This is a genomic window from Geodermatophilus sp. SYSU D01105 (genome assembly GCF_054050095.1).
Window position 1 is genome coordinate 162238 of record NZ_JBJGYR010000009.1, and the last position, 26195, is coordinate 188432.

The 26195-nt window shown below is 75.1% G+C and carries 24 protein-coding genes; 16 read left to right on the top strand and 8 right to left on the bottom strand.

Going from position 1 to position 26195, the window contains the following annotated elements:
• Positions 1 to 49: 49 nt before the first annotated feature.
• The gene (locus ACI79I_RS10905) at positions 50 to 847 is read left to right on the top strand and encodes a MerR family transcriptional regulator (protein WP_456992352.1); all 798 of its coding nucleotides are present in this window, start codon (positions 50 to 52) and stop codon (positions 845 to 847) included.
• 293 nt (positions 848 to 1140) lie between these two features.
• A complete protein-coding gene (locus ACI79I_RS10910) occupies positions 1141 to 1968 on the top strand; it encodes an MOSC domain-containing protein (RefSeq protein ID WP_456992353.1) in 828 nt (275 codons plus the stop codon).
• Positions 1969 to 2057: 89 nt separating this feature from the next.
• Here the strand turns inward: ACI79I_RS10910 and ACI79I_RS10915 are convergent, their stop codons facing one another.
• Entirely contained in the window at positions 2058 to 3269 is a 1212-nt protein-coding gene (locus tag ACI79I_RS10915) for a flagellin N-terminal helical domain-containing protein (protein ID WP_456992354.1), read from the bottom strand.
• Between the two features lie 279 nt (positions 3270 to 3548).
• Here ACI79I_RS10915 and ACI79I_RS10920 point away from each other — a divergent pair, with 279 nt between their 5' ends.
• From ACI79I_RS10920 to ACI79I_RS10935, 4 genes are all read left to right on the top strand, one after another.
• On the top strand, positions 3549 to 4478 hold the full coding sequence (locus tag ACI79I_RS10920; protein WP_456992355.1) for an NAD-dependent epimerase/dehydratase family protein: 930 nt from the start codon (positions 3549 to 3551) through the stop codon (positions 4476 to 4478).
• Positions 4475 to 5398, top strand: a complete 924-nt coding sequence (locus tag ACI79I_RS10925; RefSeq protein ID WP_456992356.1) for an RNA polymerase sigma-70 factor — start codon at positions 4475 to 4477, stop codon at positions 5396 to 5398. The genes ACI79I_RS10920 and ACI79I_RS10925 overlap by 4 nt, the downstream gene beginning before the upstream one ends.
• 164 nt (positions 5399 to 5562) lie before the next feature.
• The gene (locus ACI79I_RS10930) at positions 5563 to 5946 is read left to right on the top strand and encodes a DoxX family protein (RefSeq protein WP_456992357.1); all 384 of its coding nucleotides are present in this window, start codon (positions 5563 to 5565) and stop codon (positions 5944 to 5946) included.
• 195 nt (positions 5947 to 6141) lie between these two features.
• Positions 6142 to 7116, top strand: coding sequence for a zinc-binding dehydrogenase (locus tag ACI79I_RS10935; protein ID WP_456992358.1), 975 nt, complete (start codon positions 6142 to 6144; stop codon positions 7114 to 7116).
• Between the two features lie 58 nt (positions 7117 to 7174).
• Here ACI79I_RS10935 and ACI79I_RS10940 read toward each other — a convergent pair whose 3' ends face one another.
• The 5 genes from ACI79I_RS10940 to ACI79I_RS10960 all read right to left on the bottom strand — a co-directional run bounded on the left by ACI79I_RS10940 (position 7175) and on the right by ACI79I_RS10960 (position 13800).
• Positions 7175 to 10024 (bottom strand): discoidin domain-containing protein, encoded by a 2850-nt coding sequence (locus ACI79I_RS10940; protein ID WP_456992359.1) that lies wholly within the window; start codon positions 10022 to 10024, stop codon positions 7175 to 7177.
• A 127-nt stretch (positions 10025 to 10151) separates the two neighbouring features.
• Positions 10152 to 11006: a hypothetical protein gene (locus tag ACI79I_RS10945; RefSeq protein ID WP_456992360.1), complete on the bottom strand. Its 855-nt coding sequence runs from the start codon at positions 11004 to 11006 to the stop codon at positions 10152 to 10154.
• Positions 11003 to 12208, bottom strand: coding sequence for a ferritin-like domain-containing protein (locus ACI79I_RS10950; RefSeq protein WP_456992361.1), 1206 nt, complete (start codon positions 12206 to 12208; stop codon positions 11003 to 11005). The genes ACI79I_RS10945 and ACI79I_RS10950 overlap by 4 nt, the downstream gene beginning before the upstream one ends.
• A 43-nt stretch (positions 12209 to 12251) precedes the next feature.
• Entirely contained in the window at positions 12252 to 12905 is a 654-nt protein-coding gene (locus ACI79I_RS10955) for a TVP38/TMEM64 family protein (RefSeq protein WP_456992362.1), read from the bottom strand.
• 154 nt (positions 12906 to 13059) lie between these two features.
• Complete coding sequence (locus ACI79I_RS10960) at positions 13060 to 13800, bottom strand: AfsR/SARP family transcriptional regulator (protein WP_456992363.1); 741 nt, start codon at positions 13798 to 13800, stop codon at positions 13060 to 13062.
• Between the two features lie 278 nt (positions 13801 to 14078).
• Between ACI79I_RS10960 and ACI79I_RS10965 the strand changes: the two genes are divergently transcribed.
• Positions 14079 to 16265, top strand: coding sequence for a hypothetical protein (locus ACI79I_RS10965; protein WP_456992364.1), 2187 nt, complete (start codon positions 14079 to 14081; stop codon positions 16263 to 16265).
• A gap of 34 nt (positions 16266 to 16299) precedes the next feature.
• Here the strand turns inward: ACI79I_RS10965 and ACI79I_RS10970 are convergent, their stop codons facing one another.
• On the bottom strand, positions 16300 to 16599 hold the full coding sequence (locus ACI79I_RS10970; protein WP_456992365.1) for a hypothetical protein: 300 nt from the start codon (positions 16597 to 16599) through the stop codon (positions 16300 to 16302).
• A gap of 105 nt (positions 16600 to 16704) precedes the next feature.
• On the bottom strand, positions 16705 to 17583 hold the full coding sequence (locus ACI79I_RS10975; RefSeq protein ID WP_456992366.1) for an endonuclease I family protein: 879 nt from the start codon (positions 17581 to 17583) through the stop codon (positions 16705 to 16707).
• A 202-nt stretch (positions 17584 to 17785) separates the two neighbouring features.
• Between ACI79I_RS10975 and ACI79I_RS10980 the strand changes: the two genes are divergently transcribed.
• From ACI79I_RS10980 to ACI79I_RS11020, 9 genes are read left to right on the top strand one after another with little or no spacing between them, the layout of a single operon-like run.
• Positions 17786 to 18259, top strand: a complete 474-nt coding sequence (locus ACI79I_RS10980; protein ID WP_456992367.1) for a hypothetical protein — start codon at positions 17786 to 17788, stop codon at positions 18257 to 18259.
• A 55-nt stretch (positions 18260 to 18314) separates the two neighbouring features.
• Positions 18315 to 19580, top strand: a complete 1266-nt coding sequence (locus ACI79I_RS10985) for a catalase family protein (protein WP_456992368.1) — start codon at positions 18315 to 18317, stop codon at positions 19578 to 19580.
• Between the two features lie 12 nt (positions 19581 to 19592).
• Positions 19593 to 20858: a hypothetical protein gene (locus ACI79I_RS10990; RefSeq protein WP_456992369.1), complete on the top strand. Its 1266-nt coding sequence runs from the start codon at positions 19593 to 19595 to the stop codon at positions 20856 to 20858.
• A 34-nt stretch (positions 20859 to 20892) separates the two neighbouring features.
• On the top strand, positions 20893 to 22407 hold the full coding sequence (locus ACI79I_RS10995) for a Dyp-type peroxidase (protein ID WP_456992370.1): 1515 nt from the start codon (positions 20893 to 20895) through the stop codon (positions 22405 to 22407).
• Complete coding sequence (locus tag ACI79I_RS11000) at positions 22404 to 22811, top strand: hypothetical protein (RefSeq protein WP_456992371.1); 408 nt, start codon at positions 22404 to 22406, stop codon at positions 22809 to 22811. The genes ACI79I_RS10995 and ACI79I_RS11000 overlap by 4 nt, the downstream gene beginning before the upstream one ends.
• A gap of 48 nt (positions 22812 to 22859) precedes the next feature.
• Positions 22860 to 23726: a hypothetical protein gene (locus ACI79I_RS11005; protein ID WP_456992372.1), complete on the top strand. Its 867-nt coding sequence runs from the start codon at positions 22860 to 22862 to the stop codon at positions 23724 to 23726.
• Entirely contained in the window at positions 23723 to 23989 is a 267-nt protein-coding gene (locus ACI79I_RS11010) for a hypothetical protein (protein WP_456992373.1), read from the top strand. The genes ACI79I_RS11005 and ACI79I_RS11010 overlap by 4 nt, the downstream gene beginning before the upstream one ends.
• Complete coding sequence (locus ACI79I_RS11015) at positions 23961 to 25328, top strand: patatin-like phospholipase family protein (protein ID WP_456992374.1); 1368 nt, start codon at positions 23961 to 23963, stop codon at positions 25326 to 25328. The genes ACI79I_RS11010 and ACI79I_RS11015 overlap by 29 nt, the downstream gene beginning before the upstream one ends.
• A complete protein-coding gene (locus ACI79I_RS11020) occupies positions 25325 to 26194 on the top strand; it encodes a hypothetical protein (RefSeq protein WP_456992375.1) in 870 nt (289 codons plus the stop codon). The genes ACI79I_RS11015 and ACI79I_RS11020 overlap by 4 nt, the downstream gene beginning before the upstream one ends.
• Position 26195 lies beyond the last annotated feature (1 nt).

Here is a 26195-nt window from a genome sequence, read left to right on the forward strand (position 1 = left end):
AGGGTCAAGCGCTGGACCCTCCCCCGGGGGGAGGGTGCACCGTGGACGGGTGCTGGCCATCGGCGAGTTCTCCCGGCTGACCCACCTGAGCGTGCGGACGCTGCGCCGCTACCACGACGCGGGCCTGCTCGAGCCGGCGACCGTGGACGACGCCACCGGCTACCGGTACTACGGCGCCGACCAGATCCCGACCGCGCAGGTCATCCACCGCCTGCGCGAACTCGACGTGCCGCTGCCCGACGTGCAGCGCATCCTGCGCTCCCCCGATCCGCGCGCCCGTGCCGCGCTCGTGGCCGACCACCTGCAGCGGCTCGAGGCGGAGCTGGACCGCACCCGTGCCGCGGTGGTGTCGCTGCGCCGGCTGCTGCGACCGGAACCGGCTCCGCTGGAGGTCGAGCTGCGCGCGGTCCCGGCGACGCCGGTGGCTGCGGTCGAGGACGACGTCGCGCACGACGACGTCCTCGCGTGGTACGCGGGGGCCGTGGCGGAGTTGGACGCGGTCGTCGAGGAACCGACCGGCCCGCCCGGAGGGCTCTACGACAACGCGCTGTTCGAGACCGGCCACGGGCACCTGCTCGTGTACCGACCGACGGCCGAGCCACCCCGCAGCGGCCGGGTCCACCCCGTGGTCCTGCCGGCCGTCGAGCTGGCCGTCGTGACCCACGTCGGCGAGCACGACGACATCGACGTCACCTACGGCGAGCTGGGCGCCTGGGTCGTGGCCAACGCGCTGGCGGTGGCCGGACCGGTGCGGGAGACCTACCTCGTCGGCCCGCGCGACACGGCGGACCCGTCCGCCTGGCGGACCGAGATCGGCTGGCCGGTCTTCCGGGTGGCCCCGCGCTGATGCCTGCCGCAGCCCCCTTCCGCACGCGCCACGAGAGGCGGCCCCAGGTCGGCCATCCGGACACCTGACCAGCGGCTCCGCGTTCTCGTGAGCTCGGCGCCGGGCGGTCGACCACCGCCACCGCGGCCGACGGTCTCGACCAGGCCTCCGGGCTGCTGTCTACCGGCGCCGGAACGACCGGCGCAGTCGCGGCGAGCAGGGCTGGGTGTGCTGCCTGGACGACGGGGGCGACGGGGGGCGCGGCCCCCTGCTCCTACGCTCGACCCTCCTACGGCTGAACGGATGGGAGACCCATGCCCGTCGTCTCGCGCTTGTCGACGACCCCCGTCAAGGGCACCGCCCTCCACCACCCGACGAGCCTGGCGCTCACCCGGAACGGCGTCGAGGACAACCGGCGGTTCCACCTCGTCGACGCCCGCCGCCGACTGTTCAACGGCAAGCAGCACGGGCCGTTGGTCCGGGTCACCGCGGAGTACGACGGTCAGCGGCGACACCTGTCCCTGCAGGTCCCCGGTCGCGACCCGGTGCAGGGGGTGCTCCCCGAGCCGGGCGAACCGGTCGTCACCGACTTCTACGGGCGCGCCGTGGCCGGTCGTCTGGTGGGAGGTCCGTGGTCGGCTGCCCTCACCGAGTTCGTCGGCGAGCCGGTCCACCTGGTGGCCGCCGACACCCCCGGCGACGCGGTCGACGTGCACCCGGTGACGCTGATCTCCTCGGCCACCATCGAGCACCTGCGCAGCGTCACGCCCGGTGGCGAGCGGCTGGACCACAGGCGCTTCCGGATGCTGGTCGAGGTGGACGGGTGCGGGGTGCACGAGGAGGACACCTGGGTGGGCCGGCGCGTCCGGCTGGGCGGCGCCACGGTCCAGGTGGTCGGCCCGGTCCCCCGCTGCGTGGTCACCAACGAGGACCCCGACAGCGGGGTGGTGGACTTCAGCACCCTCAAGGCCATCGCGCGCCACCGCGGCGAGCTGGCCACCGACCTCACCACGCCGGTCGCCCACCTGCCCGACAACGGGGCGGTCGTCTTCGGCGTGTACGCCACCGTCGAGGAGCCGGGACCGGTCGGGATCGGCGACCGCGTCGAGCTCATCGAGGCCGAGGCGACAGTCGACGTCTGATCGACCGCTCGGGGCACGCCCGGTCAGCCGGGCCGTGCCCACCGCCCCACTGCCGGAGTGGACGGCCGGAGGCCCACGCCGCCGCGGGGTCAGCCCAGGAGCCGGAGGACGTGCTCCGCGGTCCTGGTGGCCTGCGCCAGCACCGCCGTCCCGGCCTGGGCGAGGATCCGGTCGCGGCTCAGCGAGCTCATCTCCGCAGCCACGTCCGCATCACGGATGCGCGACTCGGCGGCCGTCGTGTCGTCGATCGCCACGCCCAGCCGTCGGATCGTGTGCTCCAGCCGGTTCTCGTAGGCGCCGAGCTCGCCCCGCACCTCGGACACGCGCCCGATGGCCTCGACGACGGTCCGGACGACCTCGTCCATCCCGCCCCTCACGAGGTACCGGGGGCTGAGGGTGGCCGCGTCCTCGGCGGTCGAGCCGGGGCCGGGCGCTGCCCCGGTGGTCCTCAGCCCGGTCGGCGTGGCGGTGAACGCGAACGTCGGGCCGAGCGCCGCCTGCGCCGCCGCGTTGAGCACGTCGAGGTGTTCCTGCGCCGTCTCGGCACCGGTGTAGTCGACCGCGGAGAGGTCGAGGGACTGCCCGCCGTAGCGCACCCAGCCCACGAGCGCGCGGAAGTCGGCCGCATACCCGCCCGTGGCGTACTCGCCGACCAGCGTGAGCGTGCCGGCCGCCGGCCCGCCCTCCTCGTCGGAGGCCGCCGGGACCTGCGAGGACCGGACGCCCACCCAGCCGACCCCCTCCTCGAGGGTCGCCGCGTCCCGGTACCGGGTGACGTGGACCGTGGACAGCCCCAGGTCGGTGGCGCCCATCCCCTCGCCGAGGGACCCGAAGGCGATCCGCATGGTGTCGCCCGCAGCGGGACCGACCTGCAGGAGCCGGTCGTAGCTGCCGTCGAGGAGGACCGCCCCGTTGGACGTCGTGGTGCGCGCGATGCGGTCGACCTCCTCCTTGAGCTGGTCGAACTCCGCACCGACGGCCCGGGTCGCCTCCTCGCCCATGGCACCGGTGTTGGCCGCCTGCACCGCCAGCGCCCGCATGCGCTGCAGCAGGGCGGAGACCTCGCCGAGGGCGCCCTCCGCGGTCCGCACCACGTTGATGCCGTCCTGGGCGTTGCGGACCGCCTGCCTCATGCCGCGGGACTCGGCCCGCAACCCCTCGGAGATGCTCAGGCCGGCCGCGTCGTCGGCGGCGCTGGTGACCCGCTGCCCCGTGGCGAGCCGACGGACGGCCGTCGTGAGGGAGTCGTTGGTGTGCGACAGCACCCGCGCAGCGGTGAGCGCGGCCACGTTCGTGGTCACCCTCACGGCTCCCGTGCCCCCGTCCCGTGCACCCCGCCGCGCCGACGCCGCGGGTGACAGTCCTGACAACGGCAGTTCCGAGACGGTGTTGAGCCGGGAGCGGCGCACCGGGAGGTGTCCGGGACGGCCACCAGCGCCTCGTCCAGGAGGCACGGGCCCGGGCGGCCGACCGGGTCGAGGACGGTCGGCCCCCGTGCGCCGGTACCTCGGTGTCACAGGTGGTGGGGCTGTCTCGTCACTGGGGTGAGAACCCGAACCTGCGATCAGGATGGTGAGGTCATGCGGGTGTTCGTGGCCGGTGGCACCGGGGTCATCGGGCGGCGGCTGGTGCCGCTGCTCGCGGCCCGGGGCCACCTGGTGACCGCTACGACGACGGACCCGGGCAAGGTGCGTCTGCTGGAGCAGCTGGGCGCCGATGGTGTCGTGATGGACGGGCTGGACGCGGTGTCGGTGGGTGGAGCAGTTGCGGCCGCCCGGCCGGACGTGATCGTGCACCAGATGACCGCGCTCAGCCCCGCCCACGCCGGCAGGCCCGACATGAGGCACATGGACCGGTTCTTCGCCACCACCAGCCGGCTGCGCACCGAGGGGACCGACCACCTGCTGGCCGCGGCTCAGGCCACCGGCGTTCCGCACGTCGTCGCCCAGGGCCACGCCAGTTGGAACGGCATCCGCGAGGGCGGCTGGGTGAAGACGGAGGAGGACCCCCTGGACCCGGGCCCGCCGAGCATGCGGGAGGGGATGGCGGCGATGCGCCACGTAGAGGACGCGGTCGTCGAGGCAGGTGGCGCCGTGCTGCGGTACGGCGGGTTCTACGGGCCGGGCGCCACCGACGACGTCGTCGCGCTCGTGCGGAGGCGGCAGTTCCCGCTCGTCGGACGCGGCACGGGCCACAGCTCGTGGGTGCACCTCGACGACGCGGCGAGCGCCACCGTCCTGGCCGTGGAGCAGACCGCGACGGGCGTGTTCAACGTCGTCGACGACGACCCGGCGCCGGCCAGCGAGTGGCTCCCCCACCTGGCCGCGTGCACGGGTGCGAAGCCGCCGGTGCGGATCCCCACCTGGCTGGCCAGGCTGCTGGCCGGGGACGTGGCGGTGGTGATGATGACCGAGGGGCGCGGCTTCTCCAACGCCAAGGCCAAGCGGGAACTCGGCTGGGAGCTGCGCTACCCGTCGTGGCGGCAGGGCTTCGCGAAGGGGTTGGCGTGACCCGGGCCGAGGAGTTCGAGGAGCTGCGGTCGCTGCTGTTCGCGATCGCCTACCGGATCCTCGGCAGCGTCAGCGAGGCCGAGGACGCCGTCCAGGAGACCTGGCTGCGCTTCGAGTCCTCCCCGACACGACCGACGTCGACCAGGGCCTTCCTCTCCGCCGTCGTCACCCGGATCTCGATCGACGTGCTGCGCTCGGCCCGCGTGCGGCGGGAGGAGTACGTCGGGCACTGGCTCCCCGAACCCCTGCTGGAGGACCCCTACGAGGACCCGGCGCGCGCGGCGGAGCTGGCCGACTCGGTGTCGATGGCGGCCCTGCTGCTCCTCGAGCGGCTCAGCCCGCTCGAACGCGCGGTCTTCGTGCTGCGGGAGGTGTTCGGGTTCGGCTTCCCCGAGGTCGCGTCGGCAGTGGGGAGGTCGGAGGCGGCGTGCCGGCAGCTCGCGGTGCGGGCGCGCCGCCACATGGACGCCGGGCGCCCCCGGTTCGAGGCCGACCGGAGGGCACGGGAGGAGCTCGCCCAGCGGTTCCTCGACGCCTTCCGGGAAGGGGACGTCGACGGTCTGCAGGAGCTGCTCGCCGCCGACGTCCAGCTGGTCGGGGACGGCGGAGGGAAGGCCCCGCAGCTGGCCAGGGCCGTCGTCGGCGCCGCGAACGTGGCACGACTGCTCGCCGCGATCGTGGCTCCGATGGCCCGGGTCGAGGTGACGTTCGAGCCGCACGAGATCAACGGACAGCCGGGCGCGATCTTCCGCGATCGGGACGGCAAGGTCGTCTTCACCTGGACGCTGGACGTCCTCGACGGGCGGATCCAGACGATCCACTCGCTGGTCAACCCCGACAAGCTCGGACACCTGGGCCCGGTGGCGGACGCCTGGGCCGTCAACCGCGAGGTGAACCGGGCTCGTCGGCACACCGACTGACCCCGAACGGAACGGGTGGGTGCCGAGTCGGTGGCGGCTGCCGTCCCCGGCGGGCCCGGCGAACGCTGCCGACCACGTCGGGCGCGGCCCTCCAGCTGCTCGGAGGACCTCACCTGCTCCGCACCCCGCCCTCAGCGGGGATCGAGAGTGCGAGGAGAGACCCCATGGACCTCGCTCTGTGGATCGCCGCCGGACTCCTGTCCGCCGTGTTCCTCTTCGCCGGCTCCGCCAAGGTGGCCATGTCCCGGGAGCGGCTGGCCGCGGCTCCTGGCGGTGGATGGGTCATGGAGTTCAGCGCCGGCTTCGTCAAGGCCCTGGGAGTGGTCGAGGTCCTGGGCGCCGTCGGCCTGGTCCTGCCCGCCCTGCTCGGCATCGCGCCGGTCCTCGTGCCGCTGGCCGCTGTCGGTCTGGCGACGATCATGGTGGGCGCGGTGATCGTGACCCTCCGCCGCCGGGAGTCCGCGCACGTGCTGGTGGACCTGACCTACCTCGCCCTGGCGCTCTTCGTGGCGTCCGGCCGCTTCGGCCCCGAGTCGTTCCCCGGCTGACCGGGTGCGGTCCTCCCGCTGGAGAGGTCACCGCCGAACCGGGTCCGACACCTCCGACTGGCCGCGGCGCTCGACCCCGGCGATGCTGCCAGGCTGAGGGACGGAGCCCGGCGATGCCGTTCCCCGGGCTGCCATCGACCCGACCGACCCCGGCAGCACCCGGTACCGGCAGGCCCGGCAGGACGGAGACCAGCCATGTGGGCACAGACGCTCAGCGGTCCCTTCCGCTTCGAGCAGGTCGAGGTCGCGGCCCCGGACCCTTCCGCCCTGGCGCCCGGACACGTCCTGCTGGCCACCCGGGCCGGTGGGATCTGCGGCAGTGACCTGCCCAACTTCCGCGGTGCCGTGTGGCCGCACCCCGCCGCCGAGGACGGCTGGGGCGCCACCCGGGCGCCGGGCTTCCCCATGCACGAGATCGTCGGCGAGGTCGTCGCCAGCCGGCATCCCGACCACTCCCCCGGCGACCTCGTCGTGGGCTGGGCGTCCATGTTCGACGGCATCGCCGAGCTCGTGGTCACCGACGGCGACGGCGTGGCCGGGTACGACACCGGCCTGCCGCCCACCACCGCGGTCATGCTGCAACCCCTGGCCTGCGTGCTCTACGCCGTCGAGCAACTCGGCGACGTCTCGGGGCAGTCGGTCGCGGTGATCGGACAGGGCCCGATCGGCCTGCTGTTCAGCCAGGTCCTGAAGGCCCGCGGCGCGCGCCGGGTGACCGGCGTGGACCCGGTCGACCGCTCCGACGTCGCGTCCGTCTTCGGCGTCGACGAGGTCGTCACCGCCCGCGCCGAGCGGTGGGCGGGCTCCCTGTCCGAGGCCGATCGTCCGTCGGTGGTCGTGGAGGCGGTGGGCCACCAGATCTCGACGCTGCAGCCGGCACTGGACGCCGTGGCACCCGGCGGCCAGGTCTACTACTTCGGCGTCCCGGACGACCCGGTCTATCCGATGGACATGATGAGCCTCCTGCGCAAGAACCTGACCCTGCGCTCAGGGGTCACCTGGGAGCGGCGCCGGGTGCTGGCCGACGCCGGCACCCACCTGGCGTCGCACCCCGGTCTGCAGGACTGCTTCGTCACCCACGTCCACCCCGTCGCCGAGGTGGAGGCCGCCTTCAGCGCCGCCATCGCTCCCCGGCCGGGGCAGCTGAAGATCGCCGTCGACATGACCTGACCGCGGCCGTGCCCACCGCCCGTTGACACGGTGCTGTCGCCGAGGAGCCGGTCCCGGTTCAGGCGATGTGGATGAACCTGGCGACGCTGGGGGTGCCGTCGGCCGTCATGGCGAAGAGCAGGTGGTAGCCGGGCAGGACGACCCCGCGGTCACCGGGTATCCGCATCGTGTAGGTGACCCCGTCGGTGGTGGACGCGGCGAGCGGGACGCGGCGCTGGTCGGTGTTCACCGAGTGGGTGACGGCGGAGGTGCGGACGAGGGAGAACCGCGGTGTCGAACCGCTGGTCCGCACCGTGATGGTGGAGCCGTGACCGGCACTCGCCGGCGCGGTCACGATCACCGGGCGGGCCCGCTCGGAGCCGTCCTCGTCGAGGAGGTAGGGCGGCGTCAGGACCTGGCCGTCGGGGTGGTTGGTGGTGCAGGTGCCGCAGAGGCCGCCGCCGCCCGAGAACACCCGCCCGTCCGGCAGGAGCACGGCGACGCTGTGGTAGGTCCGCGGCACCGCTTCCGGCGCCAGGATCGAGAACCCGCCGGTCGCGGGGTCCCAGAGCTCCGGCGCGCGGGCGGCGCCGGTGTCGGTGAACGCCTTGGCGTGTGCCTGCCCACCGAGGACGACGACCGAGCCGTCCGGCAGCACGACGCTGTTGATGAACGAGCGCGGGTAGGCCATGTCCGGGACCCGCGCCGTCCTCACCGGTGCGGAGGGGCCGCCGGTGATGTCGATGGTGTACGCCCGGCTGGTCGCGGCGCTGTCGTCGTATCCCGGCGCTCCGCCGACGGCCAGGATCCTGCCGACGTCGTACATGACCGCGTTGCCGTTCATCATGTCCGGCGCATCGGCCCGGGTCCCGGCGCTGCGGATGGAGCCGCTCCCGCCGGTGGTGATCCAGTTCATCCGCCGGCTCGGACCGGCGTGGAAGACGTCGCCGTTCGAGACGCCGAACACCCAGGCGTGGTTGTCGGCGCGGTACACGCCGTCGGGGTCGTCGGTCAGGATGCCGTCCACGGGCACGTCGGCCAGCCGCCGCCAGGAGCCGGTCGCGCCGGTCGGGCTCCAGACCTCCGCGTGCTTGGAACCGGCGCGGTCGTGCCAGGACCCGCCGATGGTGAAGACCCGGCCGTCCGACAGCAGGGTGTTGCCCTGGTAGGCGCGCGGGATGGTCATCTTCGGGCCGCGCGTCCAGGTGTCGGCGAACGGGTCGTAGATCGTGGTGGCGGCGTCGCTGCTGCCGCCGTTGACGAGGACCCTCCCGTCGGGGAGCAGCGTCAGGCCGGTGCAGAACATCTGGTGGCCGACGTCGATGTGCGCGGACGGGCCGACCTCGCCGGTCACCAGGTCGTAGACGGCGACCTGGGTGACCGTGCTGGTCATGTCGAAGGCCATCGGCGCGTACGCGGAGAAGGTGAGCAGCTTGGAGTTGGGCAGGACGACGGCGGACACGGGGACGATCGGGAAGGAGATGGTCGGGCCCCACCTGCCGGCGTAGGTGGCCCGCCGGTCCACGCCGAGGACCTGGAGTTCGGCTGCCGACGACCAGGGACCGCGGTCGCCGGCCTCGGTCAGCGCGGTCAGGCGGACGTGCCGCGCCGGGACCGCGGGGAACCGCACCGGCTTCATGGTGGCCGAGTCGGCGAACGTGCCGGTGGCGACCGGTGCCGAGAAGGTCGCGCCGTCCGTGCTGACCGTGACCGCGTACTCGCCGATGTTCCCGTTCGGGGTGCCGTCCTGGCGCGGCAGGTACCGCAGCCCGGAGACGTCCCGGCGTGCCGTCATGTCGACGGTCACGGTGTGCGGGAGCGGCACCGGCGTGCCCTCGAACCGGGAGTGCCAGAAGGAGCCGGGGTCCCCGTCCAGCACGTTCCCTGCCGGGTGCGCGGCGCTGGCGTCGCTGGCCGAGGCCGACCAGCCGGCCCGCGGCAGGACCGGAGGCGGGACCGCGCCGAGCACGGTGATCTCCGCCGCCGACGACCAGGGACCGCGGCCGCCGGCCTCGGTGCCGGCGGTCAGCCGGACGTACCGGGCGGACACGGCGGGGAACAGGACGGTCTTCTCCAGGGCGCTGTCGGCCCACGTACCAGTGGCGACGGGGGCGCTGAAGGTCGCACCGTCCCGGCTGACGGTCACCGAGTACCGCCCGATGGTGCCGTTCCGGTCGCCGTCCTGGCGCGGCAGGCAGCGCAGCCCCGCGATGTCCTGGACCGACTGCATGTCGATGGTGATCGAGTGCGGCAGCGGCGCCGGCGTGCCCTCGAACCGGGAGTGCCACATCGTGGCGGCGTCCCCGTCCAGCACGTTGGCCGCCGGGGACCCGGGTGAGGCGTCACCGGCCGTCGCGGTCCAGCCCACCCGCGGCAGCTCCGGCGGGGCGACCTGGCCGCGGAGCACGACGATCCCCGCGGCCGAGGTCCACGGCCCGCGACCGCCGGCCTCGGTGTGCGCCGTCAGGCGGACGTACCGGGCCGAGTGCGGCGGGAAGGCGACGGCCTTCTCGGCTGCCGTGTCCGCCCACGTCCCGGTCGACACGAGGGTGTAGGCCACGCCGTCGAGGCTGGTGGAGACGCTGAACCGGCCGATGCGGCCGTTCGGGGTGCCGTCCTGGCGCGGCAGGTACCGCAGGCCGGAGACGTCCCGCGGTGCGGTCATGTCGATGGTGACGGTGTGCGGCAGCGGCGCGGGCGTGCCCTCGTACCGGGAGTGCCACATCGTGCCCGGGTCGCCGTCGAGGACGTTGCCCACCGGATGACCGGGGGACGCGTCGCCGGCCGTCGCCGTCCACCCGGTCGGCGCCAGTGGCTCGGACTGCGCGCTGAACGACTCCGGCGCGGTCGCCACCATGAGGCTCATGTGGCCCCCGTGCCCGTCGTGCGCCGGTGGTGGCCGGCCGGCTGGACCGGGAGCGACTGCCATCCTGGCCTCCTCGCACAGACCGGGACGAGTGTGCTGGCGCCGCGTCACCAGCTCGTCACGCCGGTGTCACGGTGACAGCGCTGTCGAGGGGGCGGTGGTCGCGACCCGAGCCGGTAGCGGGTCCCGCTCACGGGCGACGGTCGGTGACCCGCAGCGACGCACCGGCCCCGTGGCCGGCACCGTCCTGCACCGTGGGCAGCCGCAGCTGCCCACGGCAGAAGCCGCACAGCACGTCGGCGTCCCAGCCACCGAGCCAGAACTCCACCGACCAGGAGCTCGTGGGGTCGACCGACGGGGCGAGCCACCCGTCGGGGTCCTCGAGGACGGGCGGGGAGGTGAGCGCGACGCCGTACCTGACCCGCGCGCCGAAGAACCGGGACGCGCCTCCCCCCGGGGCCGCGAGGTTGCGCTCGAGGAACTCGAGGCGTTCCTGGATGCCCGTCCGCTCCGGCTCCGCCGCCGTCCCGACGTCGGTGCGCAGCCGGGACACCCTGTCCCGCCACAGGCTCGCCAGGTCCCCGATCCCGGTCGCCTCCCGGATCTCGAGCGGGGCCCGCTCCGGGCCGCTGCCGAACAGGCCCGCGAAGGGGTCGTCGGGCTCCGCGGGCACGGCGCGGCGGGTGAGCGCGAACGGCCCCTGCGTGACCTGCAGGGCGAAGGGCCAGACCGGCTCGAAGCCGTCGTCGGCGATCGCTCCGTTGCGTCCCTCGAACCGCGGCTCGTCGAGCAGGTCGACGACCGCTCCCTCCAGCGGGTGGGCGGGCTGCCGTCGGCCGTCCGCCCAGACCTGGTCGACGGTCACACCCACGGAGGGCCCGTACGCCCGGACGAAGGGGGGCGTGCGCATCCGCAGGACCCGGTCGAGGTCCGGCTCGCCGGCGTAGGCGTGCACGTAGCCGGAGACCCCGCGCGGCTCGTCGTAGGGATCGGGGTCGGTGGCCAGCCGGCACTGGAACCAGCCGCGGAAGGTGAGGTCGATCACCCGGCCACCTCCGCGAGGCCGCGACGGACGTACCGGACCGTGTCCCCGATCGCGGCGACCCTGGGGGCGACCTCGCCCAGGCACCGGGCGTCGTCGACGACCGCCTGCAGGCGTTCGAGCAGGATCGTCCACCGGGCGGACGGGAAGGGCGACACCGACTCCCGGTCGTAGATCTCGAACGGGGCGCCGGCGGTCGCGGGGTCCCCGGGCCCGAAGGCGGGCAGCTCGGTGAGCACCTCGCCGAGCGGCCGGATCGCCACGCTCATCATCCGGCTCGTCGACGCCCGCAGGACGGCGCGCTGCTCCGGGGTCGCCGACGTCGTGCCGAAGAACTGCTCGAGCATCAGCAGCACCGCCCCGTAGGCGCCGTTGAACAGCTCCGCGACGCGGCGGGTGGCCTCGTCGCCGATCAGGGTCGCACCGGAGGGGGCATCCCGCTGGCGTCGCGTCCGGGGGTTGACGACGACGGGACGCGCCGCAGCGAAGAAGCCGCTGTCGGCGTACTCCTGCCGGATCCGGGAGAACCGCCCGTGGTGGGAGTCGCTCCGGCCGGTGGGCGTCCCCTCCCCGTCCACGACGATGTCGTCGATGGCGGCCAGCGCCGAGGCCCGGTCGACGACCTGCCGCATGTCCAGGCCGGTCGACCACGCGTCGTCCACCTGGGCAGCACGGGGACCGATGAACAGCTCCCGCTCGTCGATCCGCGCGAAGCCCTCGGCGATCTGCCGGTACAGCTCCCCGACGTACTCGTAGACCAACGGCTCCGGCGCCGCCGCGAACGCCTCGGGCCTGAGGGCGGGGCGGTCCGCTCCCGGCACGTGGGGCGGAGGTGGCAGTGGTTCCCCCTGCGGCAGCTCGAAGACCAGCATCCGGTAGAGCGCCTCGTCGGAGAAGGGGACCAGGGCGAAGTCGAACGGGTAGTACCCCGAGGGCTGCGGGAAGTTCGGGCGGTCGAAGTGCGGGCCCTCGCCGATGGCGGCGAGCAGGTTGCACACCGTGCCCAGGTGACCCATCTCCTCGACGGCGACCCGGAGGATGGTGCCCGCCCACGACCGGGTGGCCCGCTGCTGGGGCGCGGTCAGCCCCTCGTCCAGCCTCTTCTTCATCGAGAACGCCGGGAACAGGTACTGGATCATGAGGCCGTGCTCGAGCTCGGCGGCCTCGTGCAGCGCCACCGTGAGCTCCTCGCGGGTGTCGATCACGACGGCGCCTCCGCGGGCGATGGCTGGACACCGGTGCGCGTGGTCATCGGACCTCCGGGCGGCGCGCGGGCGGGGTCGACCGGGCGGGTCGGCCGCCGGCGGCGACCAGCGCCGCTGCGAGAGCCAGCCCGAGGCCGACCGCGAGCGCCGTACCCGCCGCGGCGCCCGCGCCGGCCCCCGCGGCTGCGTACAGGCACGCCGGGAGGGCGGTCCCTGCCGCGCCGGCCAGGACCAGGACCGGCCAGCGCATCGACGAGGTCCCCGCGAGGACCGCCACCGTCTCCGCCAGCACGGGGACGGCTCTGCTGACGACGACGGCCCACGGTCCCCAGCGCGTGAGCAGCCGATCGGCGCGGACCCGCTGGGCGGGCGTCGTCCCGCGCTCGAGGACGCCCCGACCGCGACGTCCCACCGCGAAGCCGACCACGGTGGCCGAGACCCCGCCGACCAGGGACAGCGCAGCGCCGGGCACGACGCCGAACAGCGCTCCGTGCCCCACCATCACCGCGCTCGACGGCACCGGCAGGACCACGTCCGCGGTCAGCAGCCCCACCCCGAGGAGGGCCGCAGCGACGCCGGCGCCGTCCATCCCCGGCGAGGGATCGGTCAGCAGTGGCCACTCGGTCCACTCCCCCAGTGCGAACAGGAGGAGGGCGCTGCCCGCGACCACGGCGGCGACCAGCACGTAGCCCCTCACGTCGTCCCTCCCGTCGGACGCGGGCGTCGGCATCGGAGCCGACGGGAGCCGCGAGGATCATCCGACCGCGTGCTCCCAGCGGCCAGGGTCGTCGTCCCCTGGCGCCGGGTCGCCTCCCGAGCCACCGGCGCCGTCGGGTCCCGGGGGACCGCGGTCACGCCACGCGGCACGGCCGGTCGGCCGGCAGGCCCCGGACCAGCCGGGTCATCTGCTCGGACGGCGCGACGCCGAGCTCCTGGCCGAGCAGGTGGGCGAACAACCGGTACGCCCGGAGGGCCTCGGCCGCGTTGCCCTCGGCGAGGTGCACCCGGACCAGCGTGCGGTGGGCGCTCTCCCGCAGCGGCTCGGCGCGGACCGCCGCGTGGGCGGCCTGCAGCGCCTCGCCGTACCGCCGCGCCGAGGCGAGCCGGTCGGCGGCCGCCTCCAGGGCGTGCAGGCGCAGCTGGCGCAGCCGTTCCCGCTCCAGCAGGACCCAGTCGTCGTACCAGCCGGGGAGGAGGTCCCCCCGCAGGGCGACGTCGGGCACCGCGACCTCGCCGATCCCGGCGCGGGGGTCGGCGACGCGCCGCGCCCACTCCCGCAGCTCCCAGACGTCCACCCGGACGCCGGCGGCCAGGGACAGCACCTCGCCGGAGACCTCGACGAGGCCCGGCACGGCCTTGTGCACCCGCCACAGCCCCGAGCGCAGGCTGGCCTGCGCCTGCTCCTCGAGGACGTCGGGCCACAGCAGGCCCGCGACCGCGGGGCGGACGGCCCTCCCCGACAGGCAGACGTGGGCGACCAGCCGCTGGAGGCCGGGCGCGAGGGCGCGGCCGCTCCCGGGGGGCGGCCCGCTCCTCCCCTCCAGCGAGAACCCGTCGAGCAGGCCGATCCGTGCCGGTGATCCGGTAGCCACGCGGGACACCTCCGTGGCGCTCGCTCTCGGACGCATGGGTGTCTCTTGGAGAGCGCGCGCGGACGCCGCAGATACACCGCGGCGCGGTCCGGGTCCCGGGCCGCTCCGGCAGCGGTGATGCCGGGGTGACGTCCCCGTGACGGCCCGGTGCCGACGATGGCGGGGCCCCGGCGCAGGCACGTCGGGGAGCCTCGACAGCGGTCTCGACGAGCCCCGCAGCCCGATGGCGTGCCCACGCTGCGCCAGGGCGACCCTCCCCGTGCGAGCAGGAGAAGGACATGATCATCAAGCCGGACGCCGCCCCCCGCGAAGCCCCCGTGCAGCCCCCCTCCCCCGAGGGCGCGGCCGGCGAGGACCACGGCACCCCCCGGCGCGTCGTCAGCGGCCTGTACCTGGCGCAGCCGGGCGACCCGGACGACGTGTCGCTGGAGGTGCCGCAGGGCCTCGACGGGAGGGAGCCGACGGTGCCGGCGCCCCTCGCCTCCGGTACGGGACGGGAGGAGCTGCGCCTGGACGTCGACGGCTCCCTCCCCCAGCGCACCGCCAGCGGCGTGGTCGTCCTCGGGCTCGACCGCGTCCACTGGATCGCCGCCCTGGTCCCGCTGGGCAAGGACCGGTGGCAGGGCCCCATCCACTACAAGGACGGCAGCACCGCCGCCTTCCCCTACACGACGGTGCAGATCCAGGTCCTCGGCCACGGCCACGACGACGCCGGGCAGCAGGCCGCCCGCGTCCGGTTCGAGGCGCCCGGTGGGCTGCACCGGACCCGGCGCTTCCGCTACCGGTCCCCGTACTTCCACACGGTCGACTTCGAGTTCGACGCGGCGACCGGGGAGTCGGCGACGACCAGCGTCGACACCGGCGCCCACCCCAACCGCCCGCCCACCCTGCCCGCCGAGCTGCTGAGCATCCGCAGCGTGTTCCAGCGCGCCGGGTTCGACGTCACCGAGTCACCCGGCGGGGCGGTGCCGATCACCGGCGCCGGGACCGACGCGCTCTGGAGCGACGCCGAGATGCACGACGCGATGCAGGCGTTCTGGTCCCGTTTCTCGGCGACGGCGGAGTGGGCCATGTGGGTCTTCTTCGCCTCGCTGCACGAGGAGGGCACCGACCTGGGCGGCATCATGTTCGACGACATCGGCCCGAACCACCGCCAGGGCACGGCGATCTTCAACGACGCCTTCATCTCCGTGCCGCCGGCCGGTGACCCCGACCCGCAGGCCTGGGTGCGCCGGATGGTGTTCTGGACGGCAGTCCACGAGATGGGGCACGCCTTCAACCTCGCGCACTCGTGGCAGAAGTCCCGGGGCACCCCGTGGCGGCCGGGGCTGGCCGACGAGCCGGAGGCGCGCAGCTTCATGAACTACCCGTTCCGGGTCGGTGGTGGGCAGGCGGCGTTCTTCGCGGACTTCGCCTACCGGTTCAGCGACCCGGAGCTGCTGTTCCTCCGGCACGCCCCCGAGCGCTTCGTGCAGATGGGGAACGCGGCCTGGTTCGACCACCACGGCTTCGCCGAGGCCCGCGTCCCCCAGCAGCAGGGGCTGCGCCTCGAGGTGCGCGTCAACCGGGTGGGCGGCGTCTTCGAGTTCCTCGAGCCGGTCCTGCTCGAGCTCAAGCTGACCAACGTCTCGTCCGACCCGCAGCTGGTGGACGCCAACGCCCTGAAGTCGCTGGACGGCATGACCGTGGTCATCACGCCGCAGAACCGGCCCACGCGGGAGTTCGTCCCGTTCGCGCGGTACTGCTACACCCCCGGGACGACGGTCCTCGGGCCGGGTGAGTCCCTCTACGCACCGCTGCAGGTCTCCGCGGGCGCCCAGGGCTGGGACATCGCCGAGCCGGGCAGCTACCGGATCCAGGTGGCGCTGCGCCGGGGCGAGGAGGACCTGCTGTCCAACGTCCTGACCGTCCGGATCCGCCCGCCGGCAGACCGCAGCGAGGAGTTCACCGCGCAGGACGTGTTCACCGAGGACGTGGGTCGGGCGCTCGTCTTCGGCGGCAGCGCGGTGCTGTCCGACGCCAACGACGTCCTCACCGAGGTCGTGGAGCGGCACGGCGACCGGCGGATCGCCGTCCACGCCGCCCTGGCACTGGGTCTCCCGCTGGCGAGGGACCACAAGCTGCTGATGTCGGCTCCCGGCGCCCCCGCGGGCATCCGGATCGAGACCAAGCCGGCCCGGCCCGAGCGGGCGGAGGAGCTGCTCGACCGGGCGCTGACCTCCCGCCCGCAGGACGCCGCCGAGACGCTCGGCCACATCGGCTACGTGCAGTCCAGCCGGACGGCCTCGGCGTCGCTCGCCCGGTCCGACGACACGCCGGCCGCCGTCCGGCTGCTCGACGTGGCCCACCAGACCATGTCGGCACGGGTGGTGCGCAAGCGCAAGGTGCTGACCGACGTGCTGGACGACCTGGCCGAGCAGCGCGACCGGTACCAGGAGTCGGGGGCGACGGTCGGGGCCCGGTGAGCGCCGGCCGCGGTCCCGGGGAGCGGCTCCGCGGTCAGACGTAACCGAAGGGCTGCTCCGAGGTGCGGAAGACGACCTCGTCGTCCCGGAGCGAGACGCCGACGTGCAGCCGGTCGGCCACGGAACACGTGAGCCGACCGGCTGCGCCCCGTTGCGGCACCCGGACCTCGAGGGTCGCCTCACCCGCGTCGACGGGCACCTCGAGCCGCTCGGCGAAGCCGACCTGCATGCGGGTCCGGACGTCGTCGCGCTCGAGGACCGTGCGACCGTCGACCTCGACCACCACCGCGTCGCCCGCGAAGCCCTCTTCGAGCGCGATGCGCAGCGTGGCCACTGCCCGCCCCCTCCGTCGGGTGGGCCGGCGCGGCCCACGACCGTCGACCCGCGCGCCGCGCGAGCCGGGCCCCGACCGCACTCTACGGAGGCCCGGACGCGCTCGTCAGGACCTCCGCGGCAGCAGCGTCCCGGGCAGGGAGGGGTGGTCGATGAAGGGGTTGCGGTTCCCTTGCCGCGCGAAGACGGCGGCGTTGCGGTGGCGCTCCCACTCCGTCACCGGCTCGGCCTCGTGCCAGGCGAGCACCGTCGCGAGCCGCTGGGGTGGCATCTCCGCCGCCTCGACGATGCCGGGGTAGCGGAGGAGGAAGTAGCAGACGGCGCGGGCGGCGGGTCCCTTGCCGCGTGCCGGCTCGAACCCGTCGCCCTCGCTCTTGCCGCACTCGCCGCGCACCACGGTCCCCGGGTGCGCCCTCCCCGGCTCGGGGAAGTCCGCGAACTCCGCGTAGGGGGTGTTGCCGCGGAAGCTGTTGCACCGGGACTCGCACGCGAACAGGTGGTGCAGGTCCCCGCGCATCGGCTCGGCCCGGCCGAACCAGCTCTGCGGGACCACGTGCTCGCAGTTGAACGGCAGCGCCGCCTCCACCTCGGCGGCCGCCTCGGGGTCGTGGTGCGAGCCGGGGCCGGCGAGCCGAGCGGCCAGCTCCCGGGCACGGTCCACGGCGACGGCCAGGTCCGCGCGGATGAGCTCCTCCGGGTCCCACTCGTGCGCGGTGTACAGGCTCCGCAGCACCCCGCTGGGCTGGAGGTCCACCCACGGGTACAGCTCCCGAGCCGGCCGGTACCGCGGTGTCCGGACGTGCGAGCGCCGCACCAGGTCGCCGAACTGCCGCGGGGCCAGCCCGCGGTAGTACTCCTCGGCGGCAGCGGCGTCGGCCTCGGCGTCGAAGTAGACCCGGTCCCGGGCCCGGGCCAGCTCGGCCAGCGCGGCCTCGACGTCCGCCCGGGTCAGCCCGTGCGACTCCGCAGGTGCGCCCCGGCTCACCCCCGCAGGCCTACTCCGAACCCGTCACGGGCGTGTCACCGGCCCGGCGGTCCCCGTGCCCGTTCCCCCGCGGGCCCGCGGCACCCGTCGCCGGTCCGGGCCCCCGGCGTCCCGCGGCGGTGACGCCCCGGTGACGGAGGGCCGGGATCCTGGCCCGGTCCGCCCGTCCTGCAGCACCGCCCTCTCCTCGCCGGAGGCCGCCGTGACGCTCCGAACCGCCCGCGCCCTCCGGGACGACGTCCTCGACGAGCGGGCCCTGCAGCGGATGGACGACCGCGAACTGGACCTGCTGTTCCGGTCGAGCCCCGCCGGGGAGGTCCCGCGGGGACGCCTGCCCGGGACGGGGCTGGTGTTCCCGGGCACCCCCGCCTGCGGCCCCCTCGCCCGGCTGATCGGCCTGCTCGTCTGGAAGGGCAAGGAGACCGAGGCCTCGGGCGGGTCCCTGCAGAACCTGGTGGGACCGCTGGGGACCCGGGCGATCCGGGCCCTGCTGTCCATGGACCGGAGCTGGGTCGACGGCGAGCCGTGCGTCCTCATCGACTACTCGCGGACGTCGGTCGTGGCGCGCATGGTCCGCGACGAGATCCGGCTCGTCGCCCCCGACCTGTACCTCGGCGTCGTCTGGCTGTGGAGGCGCCGGGCCGGCTGGTTCACGCTGCGCCAGCAGCAGCCCTGACGGCTCGCGGTCGCCCCGCCGACGGACCCCGCCCTCCCGACCCGAGGCCCTCGCCATGAACCCCGACGGTCCGTTCACGTTCTTCGTCCTCCGCCCGCTCAGCGACCTGTTCGTCTGGGCGTGGCGCCTCGAGCGTCGCATCGAGTTCCTCTACCGCCAGCCGTTCGACCGGTGGCTGCGCCCCCCGCTGTTCGCCCTGCTGCAGGGCCTGCAGAACCTGCTGCGCAGGGACGAGCACCTCGCCCTGGCGCAGGAGAAGCCGCTGCCGGACGAGGAGCGGTACACCCAGCAGATCATCGACGAGCTGCGCGCCTTCACCCGCGAGAACTGGCTGCCGGGCGCGGCGCAGCGGTTCGGCAACACCAAGACGTTCGGGGTCCTGCGGGGCGAGTTCACCGTCCTGCCCGACGTGCCGGAGGAGCTGCGGCACGGGCTGTTCGCCTCCCCCCGCACCCACCCCGCCTGGGTCCGCTTCTCCGGACCGGGGCCCTACGCCCCGCCCGACCTCGAGGACCTGGGCCAGTGCTCGGTCGCGATCAAGGTCATGGGCGTGGACGGCCCGAAGCTCCTCCCGGACGAGCAGCGCACCCAGGACCTGATCCTGGTCTCCCCGGCCAGCTTCGTCACCCCCGACATCCGGGAGAACGCACGCATGCAGCGGTGGGTGCGCGCCAAGGCCTACCTGGGGTACCTGCTCGACCCACCGGGCCGCCACCTGATCCACCTGGCGATGCAGCTGCTCTACAGCCCGATGCACGCCAACCCGCTGGAGGTCCAGTACTACAGCAACGTGCCGTTCCTCCTCGGGGAGGGCCGCGCCGTCGAGTACTCGCTGAAGCCCCGGCAGCGCGGTCGGACGAGGATCCCGGCCCACCCGGCCGAGAACCACCTGCGGGAGGCCATGGTCGCCACGCTGGCCCGGGGCGACTGGGAGATGGACTTCATGGTGCAGGTGCAGACCGACCCGCACCGGATGCCGATCGAGGACGCCACCGTGAAGTGGCCGGAGCGGCTCTCCCCGTACGTGCCGGTGGCCCGGCTGCGGCTCCCGGCGCAACGCTTCGACAGCGACGCGCAGCTGGCCTTCGCCGACGTGCTGCGCTTCAACCCCTGGCACAGCCTGCCCGAGCACCGTCCCCTCGGGAACTCCAACCGGGCGCGGCGCCGGATGTACGCGGAGCTGGCCGAGCTGCGCCAGTCGATGAACGCCGTCCCCCACGTCGAACCCGACGGCAGCGAGGTGTTCGCCGACGACGACCGGCCGCCGGAGCGGGCGCGCCGGGTCACCGCCGTCGGTCCGCACGCCGGCTCCGGCCGCTGATCGGAGGTCCCCATGCCCGAGCAGTCCGCGGTGACCGTCCTCGCCCCGCTGCCGCCCGAGCACCACGACCGTGCCGCGGCCGCGCTGGCGGACCTGGCCGGCCCCGGCCGCGCGGCGCTGGCCTTCGACCGGCTCGCCGGCCTGCACTTCGCCCGGCTGGTGCTGCTGGAGGGCGGGCAGAGCCCCTCGGGGGCACAGGTCGGGCCCAGCCTGCTCTACTCCGCCGACCTCGACGGCTCGGCCGACGCCCACCTCCGGGCGCTGGCCGACGTCTCCGGCGCGGGCCTGGACCGCGCGTTCGCCTGCTGCCCCGACTACCCGACCCGGCCGGACCCGGCGAGCCGGACGGCGTGGCTGCGGGCACACCGCGTCCCGGAGGCCGCCTTCTACGTGAACACCGTGGGGCGCGGCGTGTCGCAGGTGCGCACCGAGGCCCGGCTGCGGAGGGGCCTGGAGGCCTACCTGGACCAGCACCGGGACGGCCTCGTCGACCTCCCGCCGGCGGAGATCCACGCGGTCCTGCGCCGGCACGCCCTCACCGACCCGGAGCTGCGGGCAGGGGTGGTGCCCGCGCGGCGTCCACCCGCGTGGTGGCGGGCCCGGGAGCTCGCCCACCTGGTGGCGGTCCCGGCGCTCCTCCTGCCGCTGCTCCCGGTCGTCCTCCTCGCCCTGCCCGTCGTGGCCGTGCTGCTCCTCCTGCACGAGGCGCGCGACGTGCCCGACCGGCGGCGCCCCGACCCCGCCGTGGTGGAGCGCCTGCGGGCCAGCGAGGACCACGTCGCCCACAACCCGTTCGCCGCCGTCGGGTTCCTCAAGCCCGGCACCTTCCGGGCCGCGCTGACCCGCACCGTCCTGTTCGCCATCAGCTACGCCGTCCGGCACGTGCTCAACCGGGGCAGCCTCGCCGGGGTCACGACCATCCACTTCGCCCGGTGGGTCTACCTCTCCCCCGAGCGCATGGTCTTCCTCAGCACCTACGACGGCAGCCTCGAGAGCTACATGGACGACTTCATCGACAAGGTCGCCTGGGGCCTCAACGCCATCTTCAGCAACGGCCTGGGCTACCCCCGGACCGTCCTGCTGCTCTGGCGCGGCGCCCGGGACGAGGAGCGGTTCAAGGACCACCTGCGCAACCACCAGGCCCTCAACCACGTCTGGTGGTCGGCCTACGAGGACCTCACCGCGGTCAACGCCGGCTCCAACGCCGCGATCCGCCGGGGACTGGCCCGCCGGACGCTGTCGGACGACGAGGCCCGCGACTGGCTCACCCTGCTCTGACCACCGCCGCACCCGCACAGCCGGAGGTACGGACATGGCACCGACCCGCAGCGCGGCGCCTCCCCGGGTCGACCGCGGCGCCCGCACGCCGGCCGCACCGGCACCGCGCCCCGCTCCCCGCAGCGGGGGCGACCTCGACCTCGCCGACGTCCAGGGGATCGTGGGCAGCGGGTACGGGCGCCTCCCCGAGGCGGTGTTCCTGGGCCTGCGGGTGGACGACGGCGCCGCGGGTCGCGCGTTCCTCGCCGACCTCCTCCCCCGGGTGACCAGCATGGCCGCCGAGCACGGCAGCCGGGCCCTCAACGTCGCCCTCAGCCACGGCGGCCTCGCCCGGCTGGGCTTGCCGCAGGCGGCGCTGGACCAGTTCTCGCTCGAGTTCGCCGGCGGGATGACCACCCCCACCCGCAGCGCCTTCCTGGGCGACGAGGGCGAGCACGCCCCCTCGACCTGGACGTGGGGCGGCCCCGCCACCCGCCGCGTCGACGTCCTGCTGCTCCTCTACGCGGCGTCGGCCCCGGAGCTCCGGGCGCACACCGAGGAGGTCCACCGACTCCTCCCGGCCGACGGGTTGGAGGAGGCCGCCACGCTCCCGACCACGACCCTCACCCGGCACGACCACCTCGGCTTCGCCGACGGGATCTCCCAGCCCGCGGTGGCCGGCCTGCACGGCAGCGGCGCCGACGGCGGCGTGGCCCTGGGCGAGTTCCTCCTCGGGTACCCGAACGCCTACGGCCGGCGCACCGGCCGCCCCCTGCTGCCGGCGGCGGCCGACCCCCTCCGGCTGCTGCCTCCCGCGCCCGACGCCGAGACGCCGGGCAGCGTCGACCTCGGCCGCAACGGCACGTACCTGGTGGCCAGGACCCTGGCCGTCGACGCCCCCGCCTTCTGGGACCACGCGCGGCGGTGGGCGGCCCGGACCGGGCTGCCCACCGAGCAGGTCGCCGCGAAGATGGTGGGACGGTGGCCCAGCGGGACGTCCCTGACGGTCAGTCCCGACCACGACGACGAGACCCGTGCGGGGGACAACGGCTTCCGCTACCACCGCGACGGTGACGCGCTCGGCCTCGGCTGCCCGATCGGCGCCCACGTCCGCCGCGCCAACCCCCGGGACTCGCTCGACCCGCGTCCCGGGTCCGAGGCCGCCGTCCGGGTGAACGACCGGCACCGGCTGATCCGCCGCGGCCGGCAGTACGGCCCCGCGCCGGCGGCCGGCGACGGCGGTGACCCGGCGGGGGCGGACGTCGAACGCGGGCTGCACTTCCTCTGCCTGAACGCCAACCTCGGCCGGCAGTTCGAGTTCGTGCAGCACACCTGGCTGAACAACCCGGCGTTCGCCGGCCTCCAGGACAGCCCGGACCCGATCACCGGCCACCACCCGCCCGACGACGGCGGGGTGTTCGTCGTCCCGGCCACCCCCGTCCGCCACCGGCTGCTCGACCTGCCCCGGTTCGTGCGGGTCCGCGGCGGCGGCTACTTCTTCCTGCCCGGTCTGCGCGCCCTGCACTACGTCGCCTCCGGACCCGTGGCCGACGGGAGGACCTCGTCATGACGTCGGGGACCGACCTCGCCCGGGTGCTGCTCGCCGGCGTCCGCCTCACGATGGGGACGGCGGGCCTGCTGGCCCCCGGCCTAGTCATCCGCCGGCTGGACATCGACCCGGCCGTCCAGCCGGGGATGCGCTACCCGCTGCGGATGTTCGGGATCCGGACGGTGCTCATCGGCGCCGAGCTGCTCGACCGCGACGCCCGCCGGCGGTGGCACGCCGAGCAGCTGGCGCCCCTCGTCCACGGCAGCGACACCGTCTCGGCGTTCCTGGCCTGGCGCCGGGGCGACCTGCCCCGGCGTGCCGGGGCGATGGCGACCGCCATCTCCGCGGTCAACCTGGTGCTGGCGCTGGCGAACCTGGGCGGGCAGCGCCGCCCCCCGCCGCGCCGCCTGTCCCGTTCCCGCTGACCCGCCCGCCGGCCCGCGGACGGCCCGAGACAGACCCAGGAGGCGCACGTGGAAGCGCAGGTCCAGCAGGCCGTCATCGCACGGGTGGACGTCGGCCGGGTCGACGTCGGTCAGGTGTCGCTGGGCGACATCGTCGTGGGCCGGCTCCGGGTGGACGACGCCCGCGTCGCCATCCGGTCCGGCCGGGCCCTGCTGCGGGACGTGGTGGTCACGATGCGCCTGGAGATCAGCGTCGACTGGTTCGTCGACGTCGGGCTGTTCCGCGAGTCGGGCACCGAGGACCTCGACGTCGTCACCATCCCCTTCGCGCTGGGCGATTTCGAGATCCCCGGCCTCCGGGACATCGACCTCGACATCGCGACCCTCACCGGCACGGACGTGCAGACCCGCGCCGACCCCCTCGCGAACCTCCGGCTGACCGGGCTGGCCGCGGAGGACGTGCGCGCCTCCGGCGTGGTCCTGCCGACCGCGGGGTTCACGCTGGCCGGTCTCGACCTCACCTCCCTCACGGTGGCCGACGTCGACGTCCCGGCCGCCGGGGTGGCCGCGGCGACGGTCCGCCGGGTGGGCGGCACCCCGCTCACCCTGCCGACCCTGCGGCTGCGGGGGCTCGAGCTGCCCAGCGCCGCGGCCGGCGACATCCGCAGCGGGACCGTGGACATCCCGCTGCAGCGGCGGGAGCGGATCTCGCTGGGGGGCTTCAGCCTCGGGTTCGTCGGGGTCAGCGTCTTCGCGCGCCCGGCGGTGGCGACCCGGGTCGCGCAGCTGCAGCTGACCGGCGTGCGGGCGTCGCTGGCCGCCGGCCTGGTCGAGCTCGGCAACGTGACCGTCCCCTTCACCGTGCACGGGCTCACGCTCGCCGACCTCGGGGTCCACAGCATCGACATCCCGACGATCACGGTCGCGCAGCCATGAGCCCCGAACCGGTCGACCTGACCACGCCGCAGCCGCCGGTCTCGAGGGAGCGTCTCGCCGACCCGGCACGACGCCCGAGGACCCTGGGCTTCCCCGACCTGCTGGACCGCCTCGCCGCGTCGGCCACCACGCGCGCCGCGGAGACCCAGGACGCCGGGGACAGGCAGGAGCTGGAACGCGTGGCACGGCTGGCGCGCGAGCTGGCCGAGGCGCTGTCGGCAGTGGGGGTGGGCCGTGAGCCCGGCGGACCCCGGCCCGCGTAGCGCCCCCGCCCCGCAGCGGGTGGGGATGGTGATCGCCGGCGCGGGCGCCCGGGGCGCCTACGAGGCCGGTGCCCTGTCGGTCCTGGTGCCGAGGCTGGCCGCGGCCGGGGTCCGCCCGCGGGTGTTCGTCGGCACCAGCGCCGGGGCGATCAACGCCACCCTGCTGGCCGCGGGCGCGCACCTGCCGGCCGACGAGCAGGCCGCGGCGCTGCTCCGGGTGTGGCGCCGGATCGGCCCGCGCGACGTGTTCGGGCCCCTGCTGGTCTCCACCCCGCGGACGGCCGGCACGTGGCTCGCCCAGCGGCTGGGCATCGGGGGCGTGCGGCTGACCGGCCTCGTGGACACCACGCCGCTGTCCCGCACCGCCGACGCGGCCGTCGACTGGGCGCAGCTGCGCGCCAACGTCGAGGGCGGGGACTGCCAGGCGCTGGCCGTCGTCACCACCTCCGGGCGCACCGGCCGCACCGTGGTGTTCGCCGACCTGGCGCCCGGCCGGGCCCTCCCGCCGGCCGACGAGGACCGGGCGCTGGACTACGTCGCCGCCCCGGTCGGGAGCCCGCACGTGCGGGCCTCGGCGGCCATCCCCGTCGTCTTCCCCCCGGTCCGGGTGACCGAGCCACCGGAGCGGGCCGGGTGGTACCTCGACGGCGGGGTCCGCCTCAACGCCCCGCTCAAGCCGGCCCTCGACCTCGGCTGCGACGCCGTGGTGGTGGCGGCGACCCACCCGGACTCGTACGCCGTCGACCCCGGCACCGCCCACCACGACCGGCCCGACGTCGACGACGCCCTCGTGATGCTGCTGGACGCGGCCCTCGTCGACCGCATGGTCGAGGACCTGCGCACGCTGACCAGGGTCAACGAGCTCGTGGCCGCCGGCGGCCGGGGCAGGAGCACCGGACGGCCGCTGTCGGTGGTGCCGCACCTGTTCGCCGGGCCGCCGGAACGGGCCACCCTCAGCCGGCTGGCGGCTGACGTGTACCGGGAGCACTTCACCGGGCTCCGCGGCGCGCTGCGCACCCTGCGCGAGCCCGACCTCCCGCTGCTCGCCCAGCTCCTCGGCGGGGACGGGCCCCGCCGCGGGGACGTGCTCAGCTACCTGCTCTTCGACCCCGAGTTCATCGCCCGCGCCATCGCACTCGGCCAGGAGCACGCCACCGCGATGTTCCCGGACCCGCCGGACACCCGCGTTCCGTGGCGCACCGAGCCGGGGCCGCCACCGGCAGGCCCGGCGGCCCCGGGCGGACCGGCCGCGGACGCCGGCACCGGGGACGCGGGCCCCGTCCCCGCGCCGCGACCGGCACGGGCCGGCGCACCGACACGACCCGGAGGTGCCCCGTGAAGGCCTCGGTCCCCGCTGCCTCGGTCGCCACCCTCTCCGTCGGCTCGGTCGACGTCCGGGAGGTGGCGGTCGGCCCCCTCGAGGTGGGACGGCTGGTCCTGGACGCCGTGCACGTGGACCTCAGCAGCGGCACGGCGGTCTTCCGCGACCTGCGGGTGACCGTCGACCTGGACCTGCAGCTGGACTGGCGGGTGACGATCCGGATCCCGCTGGCCGGCAGCTACGGCTGGGGCGGCACCGTCAAGATGGGCAGCCACTCGCTCACCGTCGGGCTCGGGGACGTCGAGGTCCCCGGGCTCCGGTCGGCCGACCTCGTCCTGCCGACGACGACGGTGGAGGGGGTGCGCGCCGTGGTCGGGCCGTTGCGGGACCTGCGGCTGGGCCCCCTCGTGGCCGAGCAGCTGCGCCTGCGGGGGGTCACCGTCCCCGTCCCCGACTTCACCCTCACCGGCCTGGGGGTCGGCCGGATCGGTCTCACCGGCCTCGGCATCCCGGGCGCCGCGGCGGCCGACGCGACGGTCGAGCGCCTGCACGGGCAGGCGCTGCCCCTCGGACAGCTGACGATCCCCGACCTGCGGGTGCCCGAGGCGTCGGCCGGACGGGTCACCACCGGGCCGGTCGACGCCTTCGGGACCGCCAACCCGGTCCGCTTCGTCGCGGACGCCGGCGTGCTGACGCTGACCCTCCGCGCCGTGCCGGGTGCGCGCATCCGGGTGCGGGAGCTGGTGCTCGACGACCTGCGGACCGGCCTGGCGGTCGGGGCCCTCGAGCTGCACGACGTCGTGCTGCCCTACGAGGTCCTCGGCCTGACGCTCTCCGACCTCGGCATCGACCGGATCGACGTACCGACCATCGAGGTGGTGTGAC